Source organism: Enterobacter mori LMG 25706, assembly GCF_000211415.1.
Lineage (GTDB): Bacteria > Pseudomonadota > Gammaproteobacteria > Enterobacterales > Enterobacteriaceae > Enterobacter > Enterobacter mori.
In genome coordinates, this window is the sequence record NZ_GL890777.1 from 305,230 (window position 1) to 326,418 (window position 21,189).

23 protein-coding genes, 1 pseudogene and 1 riboswitch are annotated in these 21,189 nt (G+C 53.5%); of the genes and pseudogenes, 12 read left to right on the plus strand and 12 right to left on the minus strand.

Features of this window, described 5'->3' with window-relative positions; translation table 11 throughout:
• The first annotated feature begins 149 nt into the window (after nucleotides 1-149).
• A complete protein-coding gene (gene htpX / locus ENTMO_RS0115215; protein WP_010432647.1) occupies nucleotides 150-1,031 on the plus strand; it encodes a protease HtpX in 882 nt (293 codons plus the stop codon).
• Nucleotides 1,032-1,082: 51 nt separating this feature from the next.
• On the opposite strand, the gene ENTMO_RS0115220 is transcribed toward htpX, so the two are convergent.
• Complete coding sequence (locus ENTMO_RS0115220) at nucleotides 1,083-2,456, minus strand: MFS transporter (RefSeq protein ID WP_010432651.1); 1,374 nt, start codon at nucleotides 2,454-2,456, stop codon at nucleotides 1,083-1,085.
• A gap of 178 nt (nucleotides 2,457-2,634) precedes the next feature.
• Here ENTMO_RS0115220 and kdgR point away from each other — a divergent pair, with 178 nt between their 5' ends.
• The gene (gene kdgR, locus ENTMO_RS0115225; RefSeq protein WP_010432655.1) at nucleotides 2,635-3,426 is read left to right on the plus strand and encodes a DNA-binding transcriptional regulator KdgR; all 792 of its coding nucleotides are present in this window, start codon (nucleotides 2,635-2,637) and stop codon (nucleotides 3,424-3,426) included.
• Nucleotides 3,427-3,490: 64 nt separating this feature from the next.
• On the opposite strand, the gene ENTMO_RS0115230 is transcribed toward kdgR, so the two are convergent.
• The gene (locus ENTMO_RS0115230) at nucleotides 3,491-3,730 is read right to left on the minus strand and encodes a YobH family protein (RefSeq protein ID WP_029485125.1); all 240 of its coding nucleotides are present in this window, start codon (nucleotides 3,728-3,730) and stop codon (nucleotides 3,491-3,493) included.
• A gap of 158 nt (nucleotides 3,731-3,888) precedes the next feature.
• Between ENTMO_RS0115230 and mgrB the strand changes: the two are divergent.
• The 7 genes and pseudogenes from mgrB to rlmA all read left to right on the plus strand — a co-directional run bounded on the left by mgrB (nucleotide 3,889) and on the right by rlmA (nucleotide 9,124).
• Nucleotides 3,889-4,033 (plus strand): annotated as a pseudogene (gene mgrB, locus ENTMO_RS24695) (PhoP/PhoQ regulator MgrB).
• Nucleotides 4,034-4,107: 74 nt separating this feature from the next.
• Nucleotides 4,108-4,398 carry a YebO family protein gene (locus ENTMO_RS0115235; RefSeq protein WP_010432660.1) on the plus strand — a complete coding sequence of 97 codons (291 nt, stop codon included), beginning with the start codon at nucleotides 4,108-4,110 and terminating at the stop codon, nucleotides 4,396-4,398.
• Between the two features lie 23 nt (nucleotides 4,399-4,421).
• Nucleotides 4,422-5,411: an MBL fold metallo-hydrolase gene (locus ENTMO_RS0115240; RefSeq protein WP_010432663.1), complete on the plus strand. Its 990-nt coding sequence runs from the start codon at nucleotides 4,422-4,424 to the stop codon at nucleotides 5,409-5,411.
• Between the two features lie 526 nt (nucleotides 5,412-5,937).
• A complete protein-coding gene (locus ENTMO_RS24700; RefSeq protein ID WP_052302290.1) occupies nucleotides 5,938-6,081 on the plus strand; it encodes a DUF2627 domain-containing protein in 144 nt (47 codons plus the stop codon).
• A gap of 12 nt (nucleotides 6,082-6,093) precedes the next feature.
• Entirely contained in the window at nucleotides 6,094-6,303 is a 210-nt protein-coding gene (cspE, locus tag ENTMO_RS0115245) for a transcription antiterminator/RNA stability regulator CspE (protein WP_001062678.1), read from the plus strand.
• A gap of 236 nt (nucleotides 6,304-6,539) precedes the next feature.
• Complete coding sequence (gene ftsI, locus ENTMO_RS0115250; RefSeq protein ID WP_010432666.1) at nucleotides 6,540-8,240, plus strand: peptidoglycan glycosyltransferase FtsI; 1,701 nt, start codon at nucleotides 6,540-6,542, stop codon at nucleotides 8,238-8,240.
• A 68-nt stretch (nucleotides 8,241-8,308) separates the two neighbouring features.
• Complete coding sequence (gene rlmA / locus ENTMO_RS0115255) at nucleotides 8,309-9,124, plus strand: 23S rRNA (guanine(745)-N(1))-methyltransferase (protein WP_010432669.1); 816 nt, start codon at nucleotides 8,309-8,311, stop codon at nucleotides 9,122-9,124.
• Here rlmA and mntP read toward each other — a convergent pair.
• From mntP to manX, 5 genes are all read right to left on the minus strand, one after another.
• A complete protein-coding gene (gene mntP / locus ENTMO_RS0115260; RefSeq protein ID WP_010432671.1) occupies nucleotides 9,121-9,687 on the minus strand; it encodes a manganese efflux pump MntP in 567 nt (188 codons plus the stop codon). The genes rlmA and mntP overlap by 4 nt on opposite strands.
• 9 nt (nucleotides 9,688-9,696) lie before the next feature.
• Nucleotides 9,697-9,887, minus strand: a riboswitch (yybP-ykoY riboswitch).
• A 198-nt stretch (nucleotides 9,888-10,085) separates the two neighbouring features.
• A complete protein-coding gene (locus tag ENTMO_RS0115265) occupies nucleotides 10,086-10,544 on the minus strand; it encodes a DUF986 family protein (RefSeq protein ID WP_010432673.1) in 459 nt (152 codons plus the stop codon).
• Between the two features lie 54 nt (nucleotides 10,545-10,598).
• Nucleotides 10,599-11,450, minus strand: a complete 852-nt coding sequence (locus tag ENTMO_RS0115270) for a PTS mannose transporter subunit IID (RefSeq protein ID WP_006810994.1) — start codon at nucleotides 11,448-11,450, stop codon at nucleotides 10,599-10,601.
• Between the two features lie 12 nt (nucleotides 11,451-11,462).
• Complete coding sequence (gene manY / locus ENTMO_RS0115275; protein ID WP_008500490.1) at nucleotides 11,463-12,263, minus strand: PTS mannose transporter subunit IIC; 801 nt, start codon at nucleotides 12,261-12,263, stop codon at nucleotides 11,463-11,465.
• A 47-nt stretch (nucleotides 12,264-12,310) separates the two neighbouring features.
• Nucleotides 12,311-13,273: a PTS mannose transporter subunit IIAB gene (gene manX / locus ENTMO_RS0115280; protein ID WP_010432678.1), complete on the minus strand. Its 963-nt coding sequence runs from the start codon at nucleotides 13,271-13,273 to the stop codon at nucleotides 12,311-12,313.
• Nucleotides 13,274-13,588: 315 nt separating this feature from the next.
• Between manX and ENTMO_RS26970 the strand changes: the two genes are divergently transcribed.
• Both ENTMO_RS26970 and yoaE read left to right on the plus strand, forming a co-directional pair.
• Entirely contained in the window at nucleotides 13,589-13,747 is a 159-nt protein-coding gene (locus ENTMO_RS26970; protein ID WP_406549902.1) for a protein YoaL, read from the plus strand.
• A complete protein-coding gene (yoaE, locus tag ENTMO_RS0115285) occupies nucleotides 13,735-15,294 on the plus strand; it encodes a CNNM family cation transport protein YoaE (protein WP_010432680.1) in 1,560 nt (519 codons plus the stop codon). Before ENTMO_RS26970 ends, yoaE begins: the two co-directional genes overlap by 13 nt.
• A 6-nt stretch (nucleotides 15,295-15,300) precedes the next feature.
• Here yoaE and ENTMO_RS0115290 read toward each other — a convergent pair whose 3' ends face one another.
• The 4 genes from ENTMO_RS0115290 to pabB form a co-directional block, all read right to left on the minus strand.
• A complete protein-coding gene (locus tag ENTMO_RS0115290; protein WP_010432683.1) occupies nucleotides 15,301-16,899 on the minus strand; it encodes an EAL domain-containing protein in 1,599 nt (532 codons plus the stop codon).
• Nucleotides 16,900-17,029: 130 nt separating this feature from the next.
• A complete protein-coding gene (gene sdaA / locus ENTMO_RS0115295) occupies nucleotides 17,030-18,394 on the minus strand; it encodes an L-serine ammonia-lyase (protein WP_010432687.1) in 1,365 nt (454 codons plus the stop codon).
• A gap of 184 nt (nucleotides 18,395-18,578) precedes the next feature.
• Nucleotides 18,579-19,157 carry a CoA pyrophosphatase gene (locus ENTMO_RS0115300; RefSeq protein WP_010432691.1) on the minus strand — a complete coding sequence of 193 codons (579 nt, stop codon included), beginning with the start codon at nucleotides 19,155-19,157 and terminating at the stop codon, nucleotides 18,579-18,581.
• Between the two features lie 3 nt (nucleotides 19,158-19,160).
• Complete coding sequence (gene pabB / locus ENTMO_RS0115305; protein WP_010432693.1) at nucleotides 19,161-20,489, minus strand: aminodeoxychorismate synthase component 1; 1,329 nt, start codon at nucleotides 20,487-20,489, stop codon at nucleotides 19,161-19,163.
• Nucleotides 20,490-20,550: 61 nt separating this feature from the next.
• On the opposite strand from pabB, the gene ENTMO_RS0115310 reads away from it, so the two are divergent.
• The gene (locus ENTMO_RS0115310; RefSeq protein ID WP_010432696.1) at nucleotides 20,551-20,733 is read left to right on the plus strand and encodes a YoaH family protein; all 183 of its coding nucleotides are present in this window, start codon (nucleotides 20,551-20,553) and stop codon (nucleotides 20,731-20,733) included.
• A gap of 6 nt (nucleotides 20,734-20,739) precedes the next feature.
• Here the strand turns inward: ENTMO_RS0115310 and ENTMO_RS0115315 are convergent, their stop codons facing one another.
• On the minus strand, nucleotides 20,740-21,084 hold the full coding sequence (locus ENTMO_RS0115315) for a RidA family protein (RefSeq protein WP_008500498.1): 345 nt from the start codon (nucleotides 21,082-21,084) through the stop codon (nucleotides 20,740-20,742).
• Between the last annotated feature and the right edge of the window lie 105 nt (nucleotides 21,085-21,189).

Sequence of the window (21,189 nt, forward strand, 5' to 3'; positions counted from 1 at the left end):
GCTTCCTCTCGTCAAGCTGCTCTTCAATTGTGTAAAGTTGTGTCTTTCTGGTGACTTACACCCCTCGAATCCTTGAAAATAGCCACAATACCCATACGATGTGGGTAATCGCATAGTGCGTTTTGTTAAACAGAGGTTAAAAGAAAATTATGATGCGAATCGCGCTCTTCCTGCTCACCAACCTGGCGGTTATGGTGGTATTCGGGCTGGTGCTAAGCCTGACAGGAATTCAGTCGAGCAGCGTTCAGGGTCTGTTGATTATGGCGCTGCTGTTTGGTTTTGGTGGCTCATTCATCTCACTGCTGATGTCGAAGTGGATGGCGCTGAAATCAGTCGGTGGTGAAGTTATCGAGCAGCCACGTAACGATATGGAACAGTGGCTGATGAACACGGTGGCTCAGCAGTCAAAGCAGGCAGGCATCGCGATGCCTCAGGTTGCAATTTACCATGCACCGGACATTAACGCCTTCGCAACGGGGGCACGTCGTGATGCGTCTCTGGTTGCCGTCAGCACCGGTCTGCTGCAGAACATGAGCCGTGACGAAGCCGAAGCGGTTATCGCTCACGAAATCAGCCATATCGCGAACGGTGATATGGTTACCATGACCCTGATTCAGGGCGTGGTGAACACCTTCGTGATCTTTATCTCTCGTATCCTGGCGCAAATCGCGGCAGGCTTTATGGGGGGCAACCGCGACGAAGGTGAAGAGAGCAACGGAAACCCGCTGATCTATTTCGCTGTTTCGATGGTACTTGAGCTGGTGTTCGGTATTCTGGCAAGCATCATTACCATGTGGTTCTCACGTCACCGTGAATTCCACGCGGATGCAGGCTCTGCAAAACTGGTAGGGCGTGAGAAGATGATTGCTGCGCTGCAGCGTCTGAAGACCAGCTACGAGCCGCAGGAAGCGAACAGCATGATGGCCTTCTGCATTAACGGTAAATCGAAATCACTCAGTGAGCTGTTTATGTCTCACCCGCCGCTCGATAAACGTATTGAAGCGCTGCGCAGTGGCGAATACCTGAAGTAACGCGAAGACACCGAAAAAAGCCGGGCTGGAGAGTACTCCGCCCGGCTTTTTTTATGCCTTCACGCCGGGCTGGGTGACCCGAAGTCCGCTGATTATGGCCGCGAGGGTTGCAAGGAAGCCTGCGGTCAAGAGCGCAACGTGGTTACCATTCTGCCCGGCAAGGTTAAACATCAGCGCAACCAGTGCAGCACCGGTACTTTGACCCAGCAGACGCGCCGTACCGAGCATGCCGCTGGCTCCCCCGCTGCGATGGCGCGGTGCGGAAGTGATAATGGTGTGGTTGTTCGGCGACTGGAACAGACCAAAACCCGCACCGCACAGGATCATGCGCCAGATGATATCCAGATCCGAAGGCGATGAGGGAAGCAGAGCCAGGGCAAACAAGCCGGTTGCCATCACCGCCAGCCCGATTGCACCCAGCAGTCCGGCATGCACGCGTTCGATCAAATACCCGGCCAGCGGCGCCATCACCATCGTCGCCAGCGGCCATGGCGTTAACAGCAGCCCGGTTTCAACCTCAGAACGACCAACCACACTCTGCAGGAAGAAGGGCAGGGAAACCAGCGCCAGCATCTGGGCACAGAACGAGCAGATCGAGGTGCAAATAGACAGTGAAAAAAGGGGAATACGCAGCAGGTCTACCGGCAACAAGGGTACCGGCAGTGCAAGCTGGCGACGCACAAAGAAGAAACCTACAACCAGTAGAGCGGCAAGTTCTGCGCCGGTAAGCGCTAACGACTGACCCTGGGCAAACCCGCTCAGAGCCGTGATGAGCAGGCCAAAGGTCAGGGCATTCATTATCGCACTGGGCAGATCAAAGCGGGGCATGGTGCTTTTCGGGCCATTACCAGGGAGATAGCGCAGGGCAAAGACGATTGCGACGATGCCGAGCGGCACGTTGATGGCGAAAAGCCATTGCCAGGAGGCGACAGAAAGAATGGCCGCCGCAATAGTCGGTCCGGCGGCAGAAGAGACCGCGACAATAAATGAGTTGATCCCCATACCGCGTCCTAAATGGCGCTGCGGGTAGATTAAGCGGATCAGCGCGGTGTTGACGCTCATCAGCGCCGCGCCGCCAAAACCCTGGGCAATACGGGCTATCGTCAGGGTATGCAGCGTATCTGAAAGGGCGCAGAAAAGTGACGTCAGGGTAAAAACCACCAGCCCGCACTGATAAACCCGGCGATAGCCGAACATGTCGCCCAGCAAAGAGAATGAGAGCAGCGAAACCACAATGGCTATCTGATAAGCGTTGACGATCCAGATAGAACTGGCGGGGGAAGCCTGCAGATCGCTGGCAATCGTTGGTAGGGCAACGTTAGCAATGGCACCGTCGAGAACGGCCATGGAAATACCGATGATAATCGTCGCAATAGCGCCGTAACGCTGGGGCAAAGGCAGACCATCGGAAAGGATTTTTTGCATTTTGGGTGAATAGCTCGGTAGGAAATTATTCTCAGGGTAACTATTTTAGCACTGTTAATTCCGTTTTATGTCGCAGATTTGTAACGAAGTAAACGAGGATTGATTGCAGCTAGCATGACGGGAATTTATAATAAAAACCGGTTCTGATTTTTATAAAACACTCTCCATGAGGTGATAAATGGCAATTGCAGATTTGGATAAGCAGCCAGATTCTGTTTCTTCCGTGCTGAAGGTGTTTGGCATCTTACAGGCGCTCGGAGAAGAGCGTGAAATTGGTATTACAGAGTTGTCGCAGCGTGTGATGATGTCGAAAAGCACCGTTTATCGCTTTTTGCAAACCATGAAGTCACTGGGCTATGTTGCGCAGGAAGGCGAATCTGAAAAATACTCGCTGACGCTGAAACTGTTCGAACTGGGTGCCCGTGCCCTGCAAAACGTTGATCTGATCCGCAGTGCGGATATTCAGATGCGCGAACTTTCTCGTCTGACAAAAGAAACGGTCCACCTTGGCGCACTGGATGAGGACAGCATTGTTTACATCCATAAAATTGATTCCATGTATAACCTGCGCATGTATTCGCGCATTGGTCGCCGGAACCCGCTCTACAGTACCGCCATTGGTAAAGTACTGCTGGCATGGCGCGACCGTGAAGAGGTGGAGCAGATCCTCTCTGGCGTGGAATACAAACGCAGCACGGAGCGTACCATCACCACCACCGATGAGCTATTAGCGGTGTTGGATAAAGTGCGTGAGCAGGGTTACGGTGAAGATAACGAAGAACAGGAAGAAGGGCTGCGCTGCATTGGCGTTCCTGTGTTCGACCGCTTCGGTGTTGTTATTGCTGGCCTGAGTATCTCCTTCCCGACGCTGCGCTTCTCCGAAGAACGCCTGCATGAGTACGTGGCTATTCTTCATACTGCCGCGCGTAAAATCTCTGAGCAGATGGGCTATAACGATTATCCGTTTTAACCCCGGCAGGGATAAAAAAAACGCCGCATTTGCGGCGTTTTTCATGGATGCGGTTCAGCGATATTTAGCCGTTATCAATTACTACGGACGATTTACGCAGGACGGGGCAGTTGGTCAAACCGATGATCCCACTGTCCGAGTGGATGTACTGCGCAGTACTCATGCCCTGGGCTGTCAGATATTTACACTTGATACCTAAACCTGCGGCGTTTTCGGTGCTCCCCACAAGCACGCCATATCCGGTTAACAGAAGACCAGTCCAGAGAACGGCCAGTGCAATAATAGTTCGAATGATTAAATGCATCATTGCCTCTTTATCGTTGTTGTCATGCATTTAGCCTAACCTGTTTACTCAGTGAAACAAGTGCACGATTCCGAAAAGAGTTTGATGAGGTACAGTTAGACGCTGTTTAAGATAGCCGTGATAACCTGGCTGCCTAGGGTCATAAAACGGAGAGTGGAGTGAAAAAAATACGCTGGGTAATTCTGGTTATCGTGTTGGTGGCATGTGTGGTGCTGTGGACACAGACTATCAACGTGAATGTGCGATCAGGATGTACAGTTTTTTAGCGGCGTTTGCGCAATCAACAAGTTTATTCCGTGGTAAGACGCATTTTTTCCTAAGGTCATTTCCTTCCTTCGCGCCAGTGGTAAAATGGGCGTTTTTATTGAGGTGGTGAAATGGGTGAGTTAATGAATTCAGGGCTGCTAAATCTGGCATCCCTGATGGTCTCGTTGGTTATTCTGGTCGCTGGACTGGTCATTTGGTTTTTCGTCAACCGTGCCAGCTCGCGCACGAACGAGCAAATCGAGTTGCTTGAAGCGCTGCTCGATCAGCAAAAGCGCCAAAATGCGCTGCTGCGCCGTCTGTGCGAAGCAAACGAACCAGAAGAGAAAGAAGCCCCTAAAGAAGCGGTCGTCGCAGACAAAGAAGACGAAGACGACTTTATCCGTCTGGTGGCCGAACGATAACCTGTTGCTCGCGGGAGGTGGCCGTGGTCTGGAAAAATCCCTGGTATGACCCCTCCCGGATCCATCATACGCCGAATGGCTTTCGCAATACTGCACCTGTAGGACATCAGCCCGGCGATGTAGAGCGCTGGCGTAAGGCGCGGAAAGCGGCTGGTTTACCTAAACCGCCTGCGCAGGGATATGACGATTTCATACGCCAGTGGTGGCAGCCTGTTGAGCTGAAACAGCCACAAGGCGACGGGGTCTGGTGGCTTGGACACGCTAGTCTGCTGGTGCAGATGGATGGCAACACCATTCTGACCGACCCGGTCTTTTCGCGACGCGCTTCTCCGCTTCCTTTTGCAGGACCGGTGCGCAAAACACCTCCTGCACTGTCTGTTGAACAACTTGTGCAGCTTGATGCAGTGGTTATCTCGCATAATCACTACGATCATCTCGACGGTGCAACCATTCGCCGTATCCTGAAACGTTTTCCAGACGTAATGCTGTTTGTTCCCTTAGGTCTGGCAGACTGGTTTCGCCGTCGCGGAGCCAGGCACATCGTACAACTCGACTGGTGGCAGAGCATAACCTGGCAAGGAATCACCCTGACAGCCGTTCCGGCGCAGCACTGGAGTATGCGTACCCCCTGGAACCGGAATCGTTCATTATGGTGTGGTTGGGTCTTTGAGGGACGAAAGCACCGCTTTTGGTTCAGCGGTGATACGGGCTATTCGCCGGAGCTGTTAACGATACCCGAACGTCTGGGCAAAATTGACACCGCCGCGTTGCCGATTGGCGCCTATGCACCAGAATGGTTCATGGCGGTCCATCACATGAACCCGCAATCTGCCGTGGCGCTATGGCAGCAGCTCGGCCAACCCCTGGCCTTTCCCATCCATTGGGGCGTGTTTGAACTGGCAGATGAATCCCTTGATGAACCCGTCCATGCGTTAACTCAGGCGCTGAATAATGTAGCACCGGTTAATAATTCCTTCAGGATACTGAAAATTGGCGAATATTTATCCTTTTAAACAATGTGCGTAACAGTTGCATATATTTTGTATTTATAGCCCTTCAGGATTGTTTTATTTTTATCGAAACGTTTTGCTTGCCTTGTTTTGAGGCAGAGTCATAAAAATTTCATTATTTTGGTGCATCCAATTCTTTATTCACTGGTGGTTTTTAATGCAGTGTCTGTATGTTTATTATCATCAAATATGCATTGTCCGTTATCGATGCGTTGGAATGATTTGAGCATAAGTTTTCACAAAATGTTCTAACGCAATCAAGGTTCTAAAGAAAGTTGCCCCTGTATCTGGACGGCAAGAAATGTATGGTCTATGGTAAAAAAGTCTTAGATAACAGCGCTTGCGGTAATAGCGCAGTGGCGGTGTAAAGAACACACGTTGTCCATGATCGTTGCGCATAAGTGTGCAGATCATACCAGGGCAGTGTTTGAATTTGTGCGGCGGATCGAGACACGTTTAAAAATGGCTTGCCATATTAATCGTTGTGTGTGATAACACGTTTTGGGTCAAACGAGGTACAGTTCTGTTTATGTGTGGCATTTTCAGTAAAGAAGTCCTGAGTAAACACGTTGTCGTTGAATACCGCTTCTCTGCCGAACCTTATATTAGTGCCTCATGCAGTAATGTCTCAGTTTTATCTCAGTCAAGCCTGCGGGCTAAGAAAACACTCTAAGGAATTTTGCAAATGGCAAAGATTAAAGGTCAAGTTAAGTGGTTCAACGAGTCTAAAGGTTTTGGTTTCATTACTCCTGCTGACGGCAGCAAAGATGTGTTCGTACACTTCTCTGCAATCCAGGGTAATGGCTTCAAAACTCTGGCTGAAGGCCAGAACGTTGAGTTCGAAATTCAGGATGGCCAGAAAGGCCCAGCTGCAGTTAACGTAACTGCTATCTGATCGAACCACTGCTGACTGAAGTGCCTGGCGCTTCAATCTCAGATATAAAGCCTCGCGTATCGCGGGGCTTTTTTATTCTGTTATCTTTCAAAATATTACCATTCCTCTTCTTGTTAGTAACTTGTTGCAAAGCTACGAGGTTATTAGCATTGTTTCCTCTCCTTCAGATCGGTTTTTCCCGTTAAATCAGGGCGTTGATCAACAGCCCTGAGGCTCAGGCGAAAAAGAAAACCATAATGACCACCGGAAACTTTACGCCGGCGCGTTTTGCTCTGCTTTGTTTTGCTATTTTTTGCAGTCTGGCTTTTTTGCTGGGGCGGGTGGCCTGGCTGCAAATCGTTAAACCTGACAATCTGGTTAAGCAGGAGGACATGCGCTCGCTGCGTGAGGTCGCCATTGATGCTCCGCGCGGAATGATCGTGGATCGCGAGGGAAGGCCGTTGGCGGTGAGTGTGCCTGTCCGGGCGGTATGGGCCGATCCTAAAACGGTACTGGCAAAAGGTGGCGTAGGGTTTGACAACCGCTGGCAGGCGCTGGCCAATGCGCTGCATCTCTCTCTGAGCACGCTGTCGTCGCGAATAAACAGCAATCCGCAGGGACGGTTTATTTACCTGGCCCGTCAGGTCGATCCTTCACAGGCGCAGTGGATAGACAAACTCAACCTGCCGGGCATTAATTTACGCGATGAATCCCGCCGCTTTTACCCTGCGGGACATGTGGCGGCCAATCTTATTGGCTTTACCAATATCGATGGACAAGGAATTGAAGGTGTTGAGAAGAGTTTCAATACTCAGTTGATGGGCAAGCCTGGCGTCCGACAGGTGAGGGAAGACCGCTATGGGCACGTGGTTGAAAATCTGACGGAAGTGGCACCCGTGCCTGCCCATAACATTCAGCTGAGTATTGATGAGCGTCTGCAAACTATCACCGAAGATGCGCTCGATAATGCGGTGGCGTGGAATAAAGCCGAGTCGGGGGCGTCGGTATTAATCAATATCCAGACGGGCGAAATTCTTGCGATGGCAAGCTATCCGGATTTTAACCCTAATAATCGCGAAGGGGCGACGTTAAACGATTTCCGTAATCGTGCAATAAGCGATACCTTCGAACCGGGTTCGACCGTCAAACCGCTGGTGCTGATGACGGCGCTGCAGCAGGGGCTGGTGCAGCCGGACAGCGTGATTGACACCCACCCGTACATGCTTGACGGGCACCGTATCCGCGATGTGGGTTACTACCCGGAACTGACGATGACCGGCATTCTGCAAAAATCGAGCGATACGGGCGTGTCACGCCTCTCTCTTGCGATGCCGGTCCAGCATCTTATTGATACCTACAGAAACTTTGGTTTCGGCACAAACACTGGCCTTGGCTTAACGGGGGAAAGTGCGGGGCTATTACCACAGCGTAAATTCTGGAGCCAGCTCGACAGGGCGACGTTTGCATTCGGCTATGGCCTGATGGTGACGCCGCTTCAACTGGCGCATGTTTACGCCACTATCGGTAGCTTTGGTCTTGAGCGTCCACTCTCTATTACCCGCATTGACCCTCCCGTTATGGGCCACCGGGTGATGTCAGAGGCGATTGCGCATGAAGCCGCACATATGATGGAAAGCGTTGCGCTGCCGGGTGGCGGCGGTGTTAAGGCCGCAGTACGTGATTATCGCGTGGCGGTGAAAACCGGGACGGCGAAGAAGATTGATGACAGCGGGAAATATGTCGATAAATATGTCGCCTATACCGCTGGCGTTGCGCCTGCCAGCGATCCGCGCTTTGCGCTGGTGGTGGTCATCAACGATCCTCAAAACGGCGCCTACTACGGCGGTGCCGTCTCCGCGCCGGTGTTCAGCGAAATTATGGGCAACGTGCTGCGTCTGGAGAATGTGAGACCGGATGGTCTACCGGCGGATTCTGACCACCTTATCGTCATGCGTTAACCCTGGCGTTTATAACGCGGGCGAATAGCGGTACACTTCGCCCTTTGGTTTATGCCCCCGGAGTTGTCATGTCCTTCAGTTGTCCCCTTTGCCATGCGCATCTGCTGCGCTCAGAGAAAAGCTTTACCTGTCCGCAGGGACATCAGTTTGATATAGCCAGGGAAGGGTACGTGAATCTTCTTCCTGTGCAGCACAAGCGCTCCCGCGACCCGGGTGACAGTGCAGAGATGATGCAGGCGCGCCGTGCGTTTCTGGATGCAGGACATTACCAGACTCTTCGGGACACCGTTGCGCAGGTGCTGGCGCATCGCCTGCCTGATAATGCTACCGCTGTGCTGGATATTGGCTGTGGCGAAGGCTACTACACGGCAACGTTTGCAGAGATTGCCCGCGAGAAAGGCGCAGAGACTTTTGGTCTGGACGTGGCAAAAGTGGCGATTCGCGCGGCGGCAAAACGCTATTCAGCCGTAACGTTTTGCGTGGCATCCAGCCACAGGCTGCCGTTTGACGACGCCAGCATGGACGCCATTATCCGCATTTATGCGCCCTGCAAAGCGGAAGAACTGGCGCGCGTAGTGAAACCGGGTGGCTGGGTGATCACCGTCACGCCAGGACCACGGCACCTGATGGAATTGAAAGGGCTGATTTACGACGAAGTGCGTTTGCACGCGCCTCACTCTGAACAGCTGCCGGGTTTTATACTGCAACAGGAACACACTGTGGCGTATGAAATGGAGCTCAAAGGGGAGGAGGCAGTAGCGTTGCTGCAGATGACGCCGTTCGCGTGGCGGGCAAAACCAGAGGTATGGGAAACGTTATCAAAGCAGACCGTTTTTCGCTGCCAGACTGATTTCAGTATCCACGTCTGGCAGCGCGAGGTTTAACCGGCGAAATGCGCCCAGAGGATTTGAGCGCCAATACCGATTAACACGATACCGCCTAAAATTTCGGCTCGCTTGCCCAGCAGCGGGCCGATAAACCGACCCACCATCATCCCCAGCGTTGACATAATCAACGTAGCGCAGCCGATGGCCAGTGCAGTTGCAATAATATTGACCTGAAGGAATGCCAGACCGACACCGACCGCCATAGCATCGAGGCTGGTGGCAATCGCCGTGGTGACCAGCAGCCAGAAGCCGTGGCGATGCTGTGGCTCATCATCCTCATCGCTGTTACCGCGAAAACCTTCGATGACCATTCTCCCCCCCAGGAACACCAGCAGGACGAATGCAATCCAGTGGTTCCACTCCAGCACGAACTGGCTGGCGAGCATCCCCAGACCCCAGCCAATAAGCGGCGTTAGCGTTTCGATAGCACCAAAAATCAGGCCGGTACGCAGGGCTTCTGAGAATTTAGGTTTGTGGAGCGTGGCGCCTTTTCCGATGGAAGCAGCAAATGCGTCCATGGACATGCCAAAAGCAAGGAGGATCGTAGCGGAGATGTTCATAACAGCGTCCAGACCGGGGATATCCATATGACACATCACTGCCCCCAGTAAACAGCAGTTGATGTATCTATGGTCTCGCCTGATCGCAACACACCTGAAATGTGCTGAAAGCGATCCGTACGCGCCACGTTTTTCAACGAGTATGTTGACACGTACATTTCCTGAGAACAGGAAATCGGCTACTCCCCAACGACGGGCGCAACCTTAACATATTTTGAGAATATAAAACAACAACGAAGCAGGCTTAATTTAGCTGCTTTTCTGATAACGATTTTCATTTAGATTTATGCGTGAAAATATCGTTAATAAATATAAGTTAAGATGATGGGGGGATATAGCAACGGCTATATTGTCTGCACGCAAATATCGTACTTTATAGCCGATGCTATAATAATAAGCTATTGAGTTTTAAGGAGTAATCTGGAGATCTTTTCAAGGTCATCAATATTCTTGACCCGAATCAGCAGACGACGCTGCTCTAATTGCATCACCAATACACCATCTTCGGATAAATTCATCTCTTTAATGCGGTTATATTCTATCCAGACATTGGCGAAGAAGAATCCGTGTTTTTTAAAAATGATTTTTGGCGAGCGGATCCAGAACAGGTAAATCGCCATTAATGCCAGCGCACATAATAACCATGTGGTTAATAGTGCACCGTTGCTGGTCACGTTCTTGTAGATCAGAATGACGATCAGGCCCGCGAAGATGAATCCATCAACGCGACCTCGTCGCAGAAGAGGAAGGGAAAGCAGCGTCTCGCCGTGGCGGCGGGGCATGATGAACTCGTCATAGATCGCGTAAGCCATAAGGGCAACAATAAACAAAACCAGTACGATGTCCGTGACAGTCATTCATCCTCCAGATAAAAAGACCGGGGGCAAGCCCCCGGCGTATAGCATTGAAACTTACAGGCCCAGCAGACCGACAGCGTAGCCCGCGATACCGATGACGAAGAAGCCAACGATGATCCACAGCGGGTTCACTTTCTTACGCAGCAGCCACATACAGGCGAAGGTCAGCAGCAGCGGCACCAGGCCCGGCATCAGCTGGTCCAGAATCGTCTGCACGGTAGTCACACGCGTCTGACCATCCTGCCCGGTGATGGTCGATACCACCAGCGGGATGTTTACGTGCGTCCACTTGTTAACCAGTGCCCCCATCACAAACAGGCCGAGGATTGACGCCCCCTCGGTCAGTTTCTGCAGGAAGCCGCCGCCCATGTCCTTAACGATATCCACGCCTTTACGGTAGCCGTAAGCCACGCCGTAGTAACGGGTCAGCAGACGTACTGCGTTGAAGAGGATGAAGAACAGCAGTGGGCCAAGCAGGCTGCCGCTCATGGCGATACCGGCACCCAGTGCCGCGAAGACCGGACGAACGGTGCCCCAGAAGATCGGGTCACCGACACCGGCCAGCGGGCCCATCAGGCCGACTTTGATACCGTTGATGGCACCATCGTCAATCTCTGCGCCGTTCGCACGCTGCTCTTCCATCGCCAGCGTTACGCCCAGTACGGGGGCCGCAACGTAAGGATGGGTGTTGAAGAATTCCAGGTGACGCTTAATCGCCTGACGACGTGCTTCGTTGTTTTCCGGATACAGGCGTTTGATTGCCGGTACCATGGAGAAGCAGAAGCCCAGCGCCTGCATACGTTCGAAGTTCCATGAACCCTGGAACAGGTTAGAACGAATGAACACGCCACGAATATCACCCGGAGTGAGTTTTTTCTCAGTGGTAGTTTTTGTCATATCAACCATTTCGCTCACCTGCTAGTCCAGTTCGTTATCGAGATCGTTGTTACCAGCAGCCTGCGCTGGGGCACCCGCGACGCGGTTATATTTCGGGCTGAGCTGGATGTAGAGAATCGCCATCACTGCACCAATCACACCCAGAGCTACCAGGTTGAAGTTGGTGAAGGCGGCGGTCACGAAGCCGAGGTAGAAGAACGGCATCAGGTAGCCTGCGCGCATCATGTTGATGACCATCGCGTAACCGACCACCACGATCATGCCGCCTGCGATGTTCAGACCGCCGGTGACCACTTCTGGAATGGCGTTCAGCATGCTCTGGACTTCACTCGTACCGACAGAAATCGCCACGATAACCGCCGGGATCGCAATACGCATCGCCTGCAGGAACAGGGACGACACGTGGATCCAGGATAGCGCCGTCAGGTTGCCGTTTTCGGCCGCCTTATCCGCCGCGTGCTGGAAGGCAACGGTGATGGTACGCACGATGATGGTCAGAACCTGGCCTGCTGCAGCCAGTGGGATCGCCAGGGCGATACCGGCACCAATACTTTGATGACCGGCAATAACCAGAACGGTCGAGATAATCGACGCCAGCGCGGCATCGGGCGCAACCGCTGCACCGATGTTCATCCAGCCGAGGGCGATCATTTCCAGGGTACCACCGATGATGATACCGGTTTTCATATCACCGAGAACGGCACCAATCAACGTACAGGCCACCAGCGGACGGTGGAACTGAAATTCATCAAGTACGGATTCCATACCCGCAATACATGCGACGACGAACACCAGCACAATCTGAAGAGTGGTAATCTCCATTGTACTTCTCCTATTGCATAAGCTTTATGTGAAAAACCGGCGCGGGCTTATTTCCCAACTTTGCCGATCAAATCCATCATTTTCAGTTTCTGATCCGTGGAAACCTTACGGGCTTCCAGCTCAATACCGCGTGCATTCAGCTTGTTGAATGCCTCAATATCTTTTTCATCAACCGAAATCGCGTTGTTGACCTGCGTTTTGCCCTGACGGAAAGCCATACCACCAATGTTAACGGAGGTGATTTTCACGCCGCCTTCAACAATGCGCTCGACGTCTGTTGGGTTAGTGAACAGAAGCATCACGCGCTCGCCCGCATATTTCGGGTTGTTGTAGACGCGGATCATCTTGGCCACATCCACCACGTGCGCGGTAACGCCTGGAGGGGCAACCTGAGTCAGAAGGGTTTTACGTACGGTATCCGCAGCCACTTCGTCACTGACGACGATGATGCGGCGAACGTTGGTCTCTTTGGTCCAGCGTGTCGCCACCTGGCCGTGGATTAAGCGGTCATCAATACGCGCAAGGCCGATGACCATATAATCGTTCGGGCCCATCGGTTTCGCTGGGGCGGCTGCTTTCGGTGCCGCCGCAACCGGGGCGGGTTTTTCAACCGGTTGTGCTTTCAGCGCCTTAACGCCTTCACGCCCGGTTTCTACCGCCAGGGCCACAAGCTCATCGAAGCTCGGGTTGTCGTCGCGCGCCATGAAGGTTTCCACCAGCATCGGGATATTCACCCCGGCGACAACTTCATAGTGCTCTTTATCGACGACAATGCGGCTGGCAGCATTAAACGGGCTGCCGCCCCACGTATCGACGAGAAACAGCACGCCTTTGCTGGTATCCAGCTTCGCGAGTTGAGCGTTGTACTTCTCTATCAGCGTCTCGGCGTTTTCACCGGGAACGAAATCGATCCAGCCGACGTTTTCCTGCTCGCCCAACAGCATCTCTGCCGTCTTGAGTAGCTGCTCAGCAGCCCAACCATGTGTGCCTATGACAATAGCAATGGTCACTTGCTACCTCCTTTTATTATCATTAATACGCCTGTCGGGCAGACGTACTGAGAATCGTATTGGCGAACCGAATCGATTCAGATAAGGGTTAGAGTTAAATTAACTAAGACTTCCGCGAATTATTTTAGACAGTGAAAAAATAATTTATGTGATGAAGATCCGTAATTTAGCTTTCGCAATGCAGAAAATTCTCAACACAAATTTAGTCTTATTGCGTTTTTGCAAAAGAACGTAAATCTTTGCGTAAAACCTGTTATCTCTGATATGTTTAGCCTCCGTTTAATTGTTCAGGAGTACAGGGCTACAGCCCGCTATATGGACCGTCACCGACGTCAGTCATCTACCAGGCCATTCCGCGCCTTTTTCGCCGGCGATCCTCGCCAGAACTCGTCTCTGTTTGCCTCTGTTTTGCCCACATTGAGTGGGGCACCGTTTTGTCATTCCTTTAGCAGGAGCTTGTCATGGAATTCTTAATGGACCCGTCAATCTGGGTAGGATTGCTCACGCTGGTCGTACTGGAGATCGTTCTCGGTATTGATAACCTGGTGTTCATCGCCATCCTTGCTGACAAACTGCCGCCAAAACAGCGTGATAAAGCACGTCTGATTGGTCTGTCGCTGGCCTTGATCATGCGACTGGGCTTGCTGTCCGTCATCTCGTGGATGGTCACGCTGACCAAGCCACTGTTCTCCGTGATGGATTACACCTTCTCCGGTCGTGACTTGATCATGCTGATCGGGGGGATATTCCTGCTCTTTAAAGCGACAACAGAGCTACACGAACGGCTTGAAAACCGGCAGCATGATGATGGTCATGGTAAGGGCTATGCCAGCTTCTGGGTCGTGGTACTGCAAATTGTCGTGCTTGACGCGGTCTTCTCGCTGGATGCGGTTATTACCGCAGTCGGTATGGTGAACCACCTGCCGGTGATGATGGCGGCTGTCGTCATTGCGATGGCGGTGATGCTGCTGGCGTCGAAACCGCTGACGCGTTTCGTGAACCAGCACCCAACGGTTGTCGTGCTGTGTCTGAGCTTCCTGCTGATGATTGGTCTCAGCCTGGTGGCAGAAGGCTTTGGCTTCCATATTCCGAAAGGCTACCTGTACGCCGCGATTGGTTTCTCGATCATCATTGAGCTGTTTAACCAGATTGCGCGCCGCAACTTCATTAAGCAGCAGTCAAACCAGCCGCTGCGCGCCCGTACCGCTGATGCGATTCTGCGCCTGATGGGCGGTCGTCGCCAGGTGAGCGTGCAGTCTGATAGCGAGAGCCGTAACCCAGTTCCGGTCCCTGAAGGGGCGTTTGTTGAAGAAGAGCGCTACATGATCAACGGTGTGCTCTCCCTGGCCTCCCGTTCCTTGCGTGGGATAATGACCCCGCGCGGTGAAATCAGCTGGGTGGATGCCAACCTGAGCGTTGACGAGATTCGTCAGCAGCTCCTCTCTTCACCGCACAGTCTGTTCCCGGTGTGCCGTGGCGAACTGGATGAAATCATCGGCGTGGTCCGTGCCAAAGAGATGCTGGTGGCGCTGGAAGAGGGCGTCAACGTGGAAGCCATTGCGGCCTCGTCGCCTGCGATTGTCGTTCCGGAAACGCTGGATCCCATCAACCTGCTGGGCGTGCTGCGTCGCGCACGCGGTAGCTTCGTTATCGTCACCAACGAATTTGGCGTGGTTCAGGGTCTTGTCACGCCGCTGGACGTACTGGAAGCGATTGCGGGGGAATTCCCGGATGCGGACGAAACGCCGGAAATCGTTGCGGACGGCGAAGGTTGGTTGGTCAAAGGTACTACTGACCTGCACGCGCTCTCGCACACGCTGGGGCTGGAAAATGTCATTAACGATGAAGAAGACATTGCCACCGTGGCAGGGCTTGTGATTTCGGTTAACGGTCAGATCCCACGTATCGGCGATGTGATTGAACTGCCGCCGTTGCATATCACCATTGTCGAAGCCAACGACTATCGCGTTGATATGGTGCGTATTGTTAAAGAGCAATCTGCACACGACGAAGAAGAGTAAACTTTTTTAGCGTAACGGCATTAAGGGCACGATGTGTCCATTGTGATGTGCTGGCGGGGGAGAACTTCCCGCCAGCCATTTCGGAAACTCCCGCAGCGGCATTGGCCGCGCAAAGAAATATCCCTGCAAAATATGCACCCCGTGGCGACGCAAATACCGTGACTGTTCCTCGGTTTCTACCCCTTCCGCTACCAGTTCAATATTCAGCCGCTGGCCCAGCGCAATAATGATATCCGTCACCGTTGAGTTTACGGCATCGGTCCCGATGGCAGTGGTAAAGGATTTATCAATTTTCAGCACGTCAGGATGGAGCTTTTCGAGCCAGGAGAGCGAACTGTTGCCGGTGCCAAAATCATCAATGGCAAGCTTAACGCCTTTTCGATGCAGCTCGCGCACTATGCGGTAATCCACGTCCCTGAGGGCATCGCGCTCCGTAAGCTCAACCACCAGCTGCTGGGCCGGGTTTGCACTGAACCACGATTGATTCAGATCCTGCAGCAGGGCGGCGTGGCGGAAGTGGCTGGCGGCCACGTTAATACCGATATGAAAATCGGACGTGGCGGGGAAGTAGCCTATCTGACGTACCGTTTCGGTGATGACATAGCGGGTGAGCGGAATAATCAGGTTGTGTTCTTCTGCCAGAGGAATAAATACGTCCGGCGAGATCCACCCCTGACGAGGGTTATTCCAGCGCAGCAGGATCTCAACGCCGACGCAATCCTGGGTGCGGGCATTGACCAGAGGTTGGCAAAACAGCTCAAATTCCCGCGCCGCAAGCCCCATGTTTATTTCCCATGTAAAGCTCATTCGACGCGCGGTGGCAAGCCAGGCAATGTAGCCCAGCAGTAAGCTCAACATTAGTGCCAGCGGCAATTGTGTCGGCAGATTTTTGAGTGCTATTGAGCCTGGACCCGGCCCGCTCACGGTAATGCTGAAGGGGTAGCGCGTTGATGCCAGCGACAGAAGCACATCGCCATCATCAAAGGTCAGGGTATCCGTAACCTGCTGACCGTAGCGCAGGTAATGATTACCGACAGATAAACCCCCACCGGTAATCAGTGGTCGCTGCGGTTCAAGGATCATTCTGGTGAGAAGGTCGATATTGACAACCTCCATCACCCCGTCCTCGCCGTCACCTGAGGCCGGATACCACTGAATGAGGATCGGGCTGCCCTTCAGCAACCACTGGTCGGTCGACAATACCAGCCGGGGTTCTTGCGCGGGAAAAATCGGCAGGAACGTGCTTGCAGGCACGCTGCGTGAACCGAAAATACTCGAGCAGTAGAGAAGTCCATCTTTAATCAGGGCAATCGAGCGGACGGTCTGCAGAATGGCCGCCTGCTTGCGTAATACCAGTTGTGCCTGGCTGCAGGGCTGTCCAACCTGGGCCTGTAGTACATCGCGTCGATTTTCCAGTGAAAGCAGCACTTTTTCGAGGGAGTGTACCGTATGGTCGGCAAAATTCTGGATGCGCTCCTGATTGACGTTACGCTGCGAAATAAACCGAATGCCCAACGTCAGGATGAGCGTAAGGAGCGCAACCGTGACACAGACGATAACGCGTTTTCGGCGATAATCTTTAATGATCGCTTGTGCTTTTTGCATGAACGGTCGCTCTGTAAGCCACCAGCCCCAAAAGCCGGACGCAACAGAGAAAGTGTAGTGGGGATTACATAATGAGACGAGGCGTGACGTTAAAATTCGCCCATCCGTTGCAGATGGGCGAAGGGAAGTATTAGTCGCACTGAACCTTAATGGCCAGACCGCCTCGTGAGGTTTCACGGTATTTGGCGTTCATGTCCTTGCCGGTTTCGTACATGGTTTCGATCACTTTATCCAGTGAAACGCGAGGTTCACTGGTACGACGCATCGCCATACGGGAGGCGTTGATCGCTTTCACCGAGGCAATGGCGTTACGCTCGATGCAAGGCACCTGCACCTGGCCTGCCACCGGGTCACAGGTCAGCCCCAGGTTATGCTCCATGCCGATTTCAGCCGCCACGCACACCTGCTCAGGGCTTGCACCCAGCAGTTCCGCGAGGCCAGCCGCCGCCATGGAGCAGGCTACGCCCACTTCACCCTGACAGCCCACTTCCGCGCCAGAAATTGAGGCGTTCATCTTGTACAGCGCACCGATCGCACCCGCCGCCAGGAAGTAACGGATGTAGATATCCGCCGTCACCGGTTCGATAAAGTGGTCATAGTAGGCCAGTACCGCTGGCACAATACCGCATGCACCGTTGGTCGGCGCCGTCACGACGCGGCCACCGGCGGCGTTCTCTTCGTTAACCGCCAGGGCAAACATGTTCACCCAGTCAACCACGTTCATCGGATCGTTAGAGAACTTGTCCGTCGTCACCAGCATACGGCGCAGCGCGGAGGCACGGCGCGGCACGCGAAGTGGACCCGGCAATACGCCTTCGGTATTCATCCCGCGATCGATACAGGCACGCATGGTTTGCCAGACGTTTGCAAAATAGTCTTCAATCTCTTTCTTGCTGTGCAGCGCCAGTTCGTTCTGCATCACCATGCCGGAAAGCGACAGGCCGGTCTCTTTGCAGTAGCCCAACATCTCGGTAGCAGATTTGAACGGGTAGGGCACGTTAACGTCGCCTACGCTGTCTTTGCCAAAATGTTCTTCATCAACGATAAAACCGCCGCCGATGGAGTAGTAGGTTTTGCTGTAGATCTCTTTTTCGCCGTTCCACGCATGGATGGTCATGCCGTTTTCATGCAGCGGCAGGTTGTCGCTGCGAAAACGCATGCCGTCATCCTGCGGGAAATCCACTTCGTGCTGGCCGTTAGCCAACAGCAGGCGACCGCGCGCTTCCACGTCGCGGATAAATGCCGGAATGGCATCAATATCAACGGTGTCCGGCATATTACCTGCCAGACCCATAATAATGGCGATATCGGTGTGGTGGCCTTTACCCGTTAATGACAGCGAACCGTAGACGTCTACGGCAACACGGGTAACGCTTTCCAGTAATCCTTTTTCGACCAGATCATCGACGAACTGTTTACCGGCCTTCATCGGCCCTACAGTGTGGGAAGAAGACGGACCAATCCCCACTTTGAACATGTCGAATATACTAATCACTTTTACACTCCTGACAGGGTTACCGGGGTTCCAGTAACGATGTTATAACTGCGCATAGTGTAAGAGGGAACACCAACCTCGGCTTAACTATTCACATGAATTAAACTAATGGTTAACGATGGTTTTGCTAATAGCGCGACAGCGATCGCAAACCTGCCAGAAAAGGGTGGAATGTAAAGTATAGTCAAGGTTTCAGGCCGATCCGCAACGCCAGCTCACGAATGATGCCCGCCGTCATGCCCCAGACAAAATAATGCTGATACCAGGACAACCACACCCGATGCTCATGTCCACGACGCTGAATATCCAGCGGGTGATAACGGCTCAGTCGGAGGGCTTCCTCCAGCGGCATTTCAAACACCGCAGAGACTTCATCGACGCTGGCATGATACTGAAGATCGGGGGGAATAATGCCGACCACCGGGGTGACCTGAAAACCGGTGACGCTGTCGACAGGGGGTAATACGCCAACGATCTCGACGGCTTCTGGTGGAATCGCGACCTCTTCCTGTGCTTCCCGCAGCGCGGCGGCAATCAGCGACGCATCGGTGCTATCCACTGCGCCGCCCGGAAAGGCGACCTGACCGGCATGTTTACGCATATGCGGCGATCGCTGGGTGAGCAGCAGGCCCGGCTGTTCGCGCCGCACCACCGGGATCAGCACCGCCGCCTGACGTTGATTCAGCGCTTCACGGTTCACCGCAGGTCGCAAAAGCTGAAAGCGCGACAAAAAATCATCCAGCGTCAGGTTCTCTTTTTCCACCCGTCAGGTCTCCAGCTGTTGAAGGATACGGTTAACTTTATCAAAGGTTTCCTGATATTCCGCATCGACCTGGCTGTCGGCCACAATGCCGCCTCCTGCGGAACAGTACAGATTCCCGTCGCAGGCGGTTAGCGTGCGGATAGTGATACTGGTATCCATGGTCCCGCAAAGGCTCACATAGCCGATGCTGCCGCACCAGGCGTTGCGGCGGTGCGGCTCCAGTTCATCGATAATTTCCATCGCCCGCACTTTGGGGGCGCCGGTGATTGAGCCTCCCGGAAACGCGGCGCGGAGCAGATCGCAGGCGGTGCGCGAGGCGGGCAGCTGTGCGGTGACGGTGCTGACAAGATGATGTACCGCCGGGAAAGGCTCGACGACGAACAGTTCGGGCCCGCGGACGCTGCCCGGCACCGCGACCCGGCCAATATCGTTACGCATCAGGTCGACGATCATCAGGTTTTCCGCGCGGTCTTTCGGGGAGACGGCGAGTTTTTCCGCCTGCTTGCGGTCGGCCTCGGGATCGGCAAGACGCGGCAAAGTGCCTTTAATCGGACGGGTTTGAATCGTGCCCTCGGCCAGATGAATAAAACGCTCGGGCGACAGGCTGAGGACCGCTCCCTGTTCCAGACGCACAAACGCGCTGAAGGGCGCCTTATTGCTGGTATTAAGACGGGTAAATGCCTGCCACTCATCTCCCCGGTATGTCGCCTGGAAACGTTGGGCGAGGTTGACCTGGTAGCAGTCACCGCTGTGCAGATACGCCTGAACGCGCGCGAATTTTTCGGCATACTCCGCTGCGCTCATATTTGAACGCCAGTCGGAGGTCAGCGTGAACGGCCCAGCAGGTGCAGGCTGTTGCCCCTCAAGCCACACCAGACGCGCCTGTACGTCACGATGGCTTAGCAGGGAAACCGTTTTTTTCTGGTGATCAACAATTAATGCCCAGTCGTAAAGTCCCACCGCCATATCGGGCAGCGGAATATCATCCTGAGCAAGATCAGGCAGCGTTTCGAAACGGCGACCCAGCTCGTAACCAAACAGGCCCAGCGCGCCCCCCTGAAAAGGCAGGTCCGGGTTCGGTGCGGCAGATAAGCCCAGCGCGTTAATGGCTTGCTGAAGCTGCAACAGCGGATCGTCCGTTAACGGCAGGTCATCGGTTGTCAGCGTCTTGACCGGGTCGGCCACGATAATATCAAACCGGCTGTAGGGGTGATCCGCATGGCCGGAGTGCAGCAGCATCGCAAACGGAAGGTGGCTCAGGCGAGCAAACCAGAACTCAGCGGCATCAGCACGCCAGGGCAGGGTAATAACAGTGGGGAAGCGCATGTTCATGTATGGCATACTACCGGGCAGCGTGAAATAATTAGCGCGAATAATTTAGCAGGAGTTGACGATGTTTGCAGGTTTACCTTCTCTGAGCCATGAACAGCAGCAGAAAGCGGTTGAACGTATCCAGGAACTGATGTCCCAGGGGATGAGCAGCGGACAGGCGATTGCTCAGGTGGCGGAAGAACTGCGCGCCACCCATACCGGCGAGCGGATCGTGGCGCGTTTTGAGGATGAAGATGAAGAATAATCGGGCTTAAACTGCCGCGATAATTTTAATCTCGACCTTGTACTCCGGTTTCATCAGCGTGGCCTGTACGGTGCAGCGTACAGGCGCGTGACCCGCCACCACCCACGCATCCCAGGCTTTGTTCATCGCCGCGAAATCGTCCTTGTTTGCCAGGAAAATCGTCGCATCCAGAATGCGCGATTTGTCGCTGCCCTGTTTTTCCAGCACCGCGTCAATCTGCGCCAGGGTGTTCGCCGTCTGCTCGAACGCATCCGCGTCAAGGTTAGCCGGTACGCCGGTGTAGTAGAGCGTCTGGTTATGGATCACCACATCAGACCAGCGGGCTTCGGCATCAATGCGCACAATCGTCATAAACGTTTCCTCGTTATTTTGCGTATTCAGGCGGCAAGACTGCCATATTGTGCATCTGTCGTCACTATTTGGGGTGGCACATGAAAGGATGGGCTGACATAATCC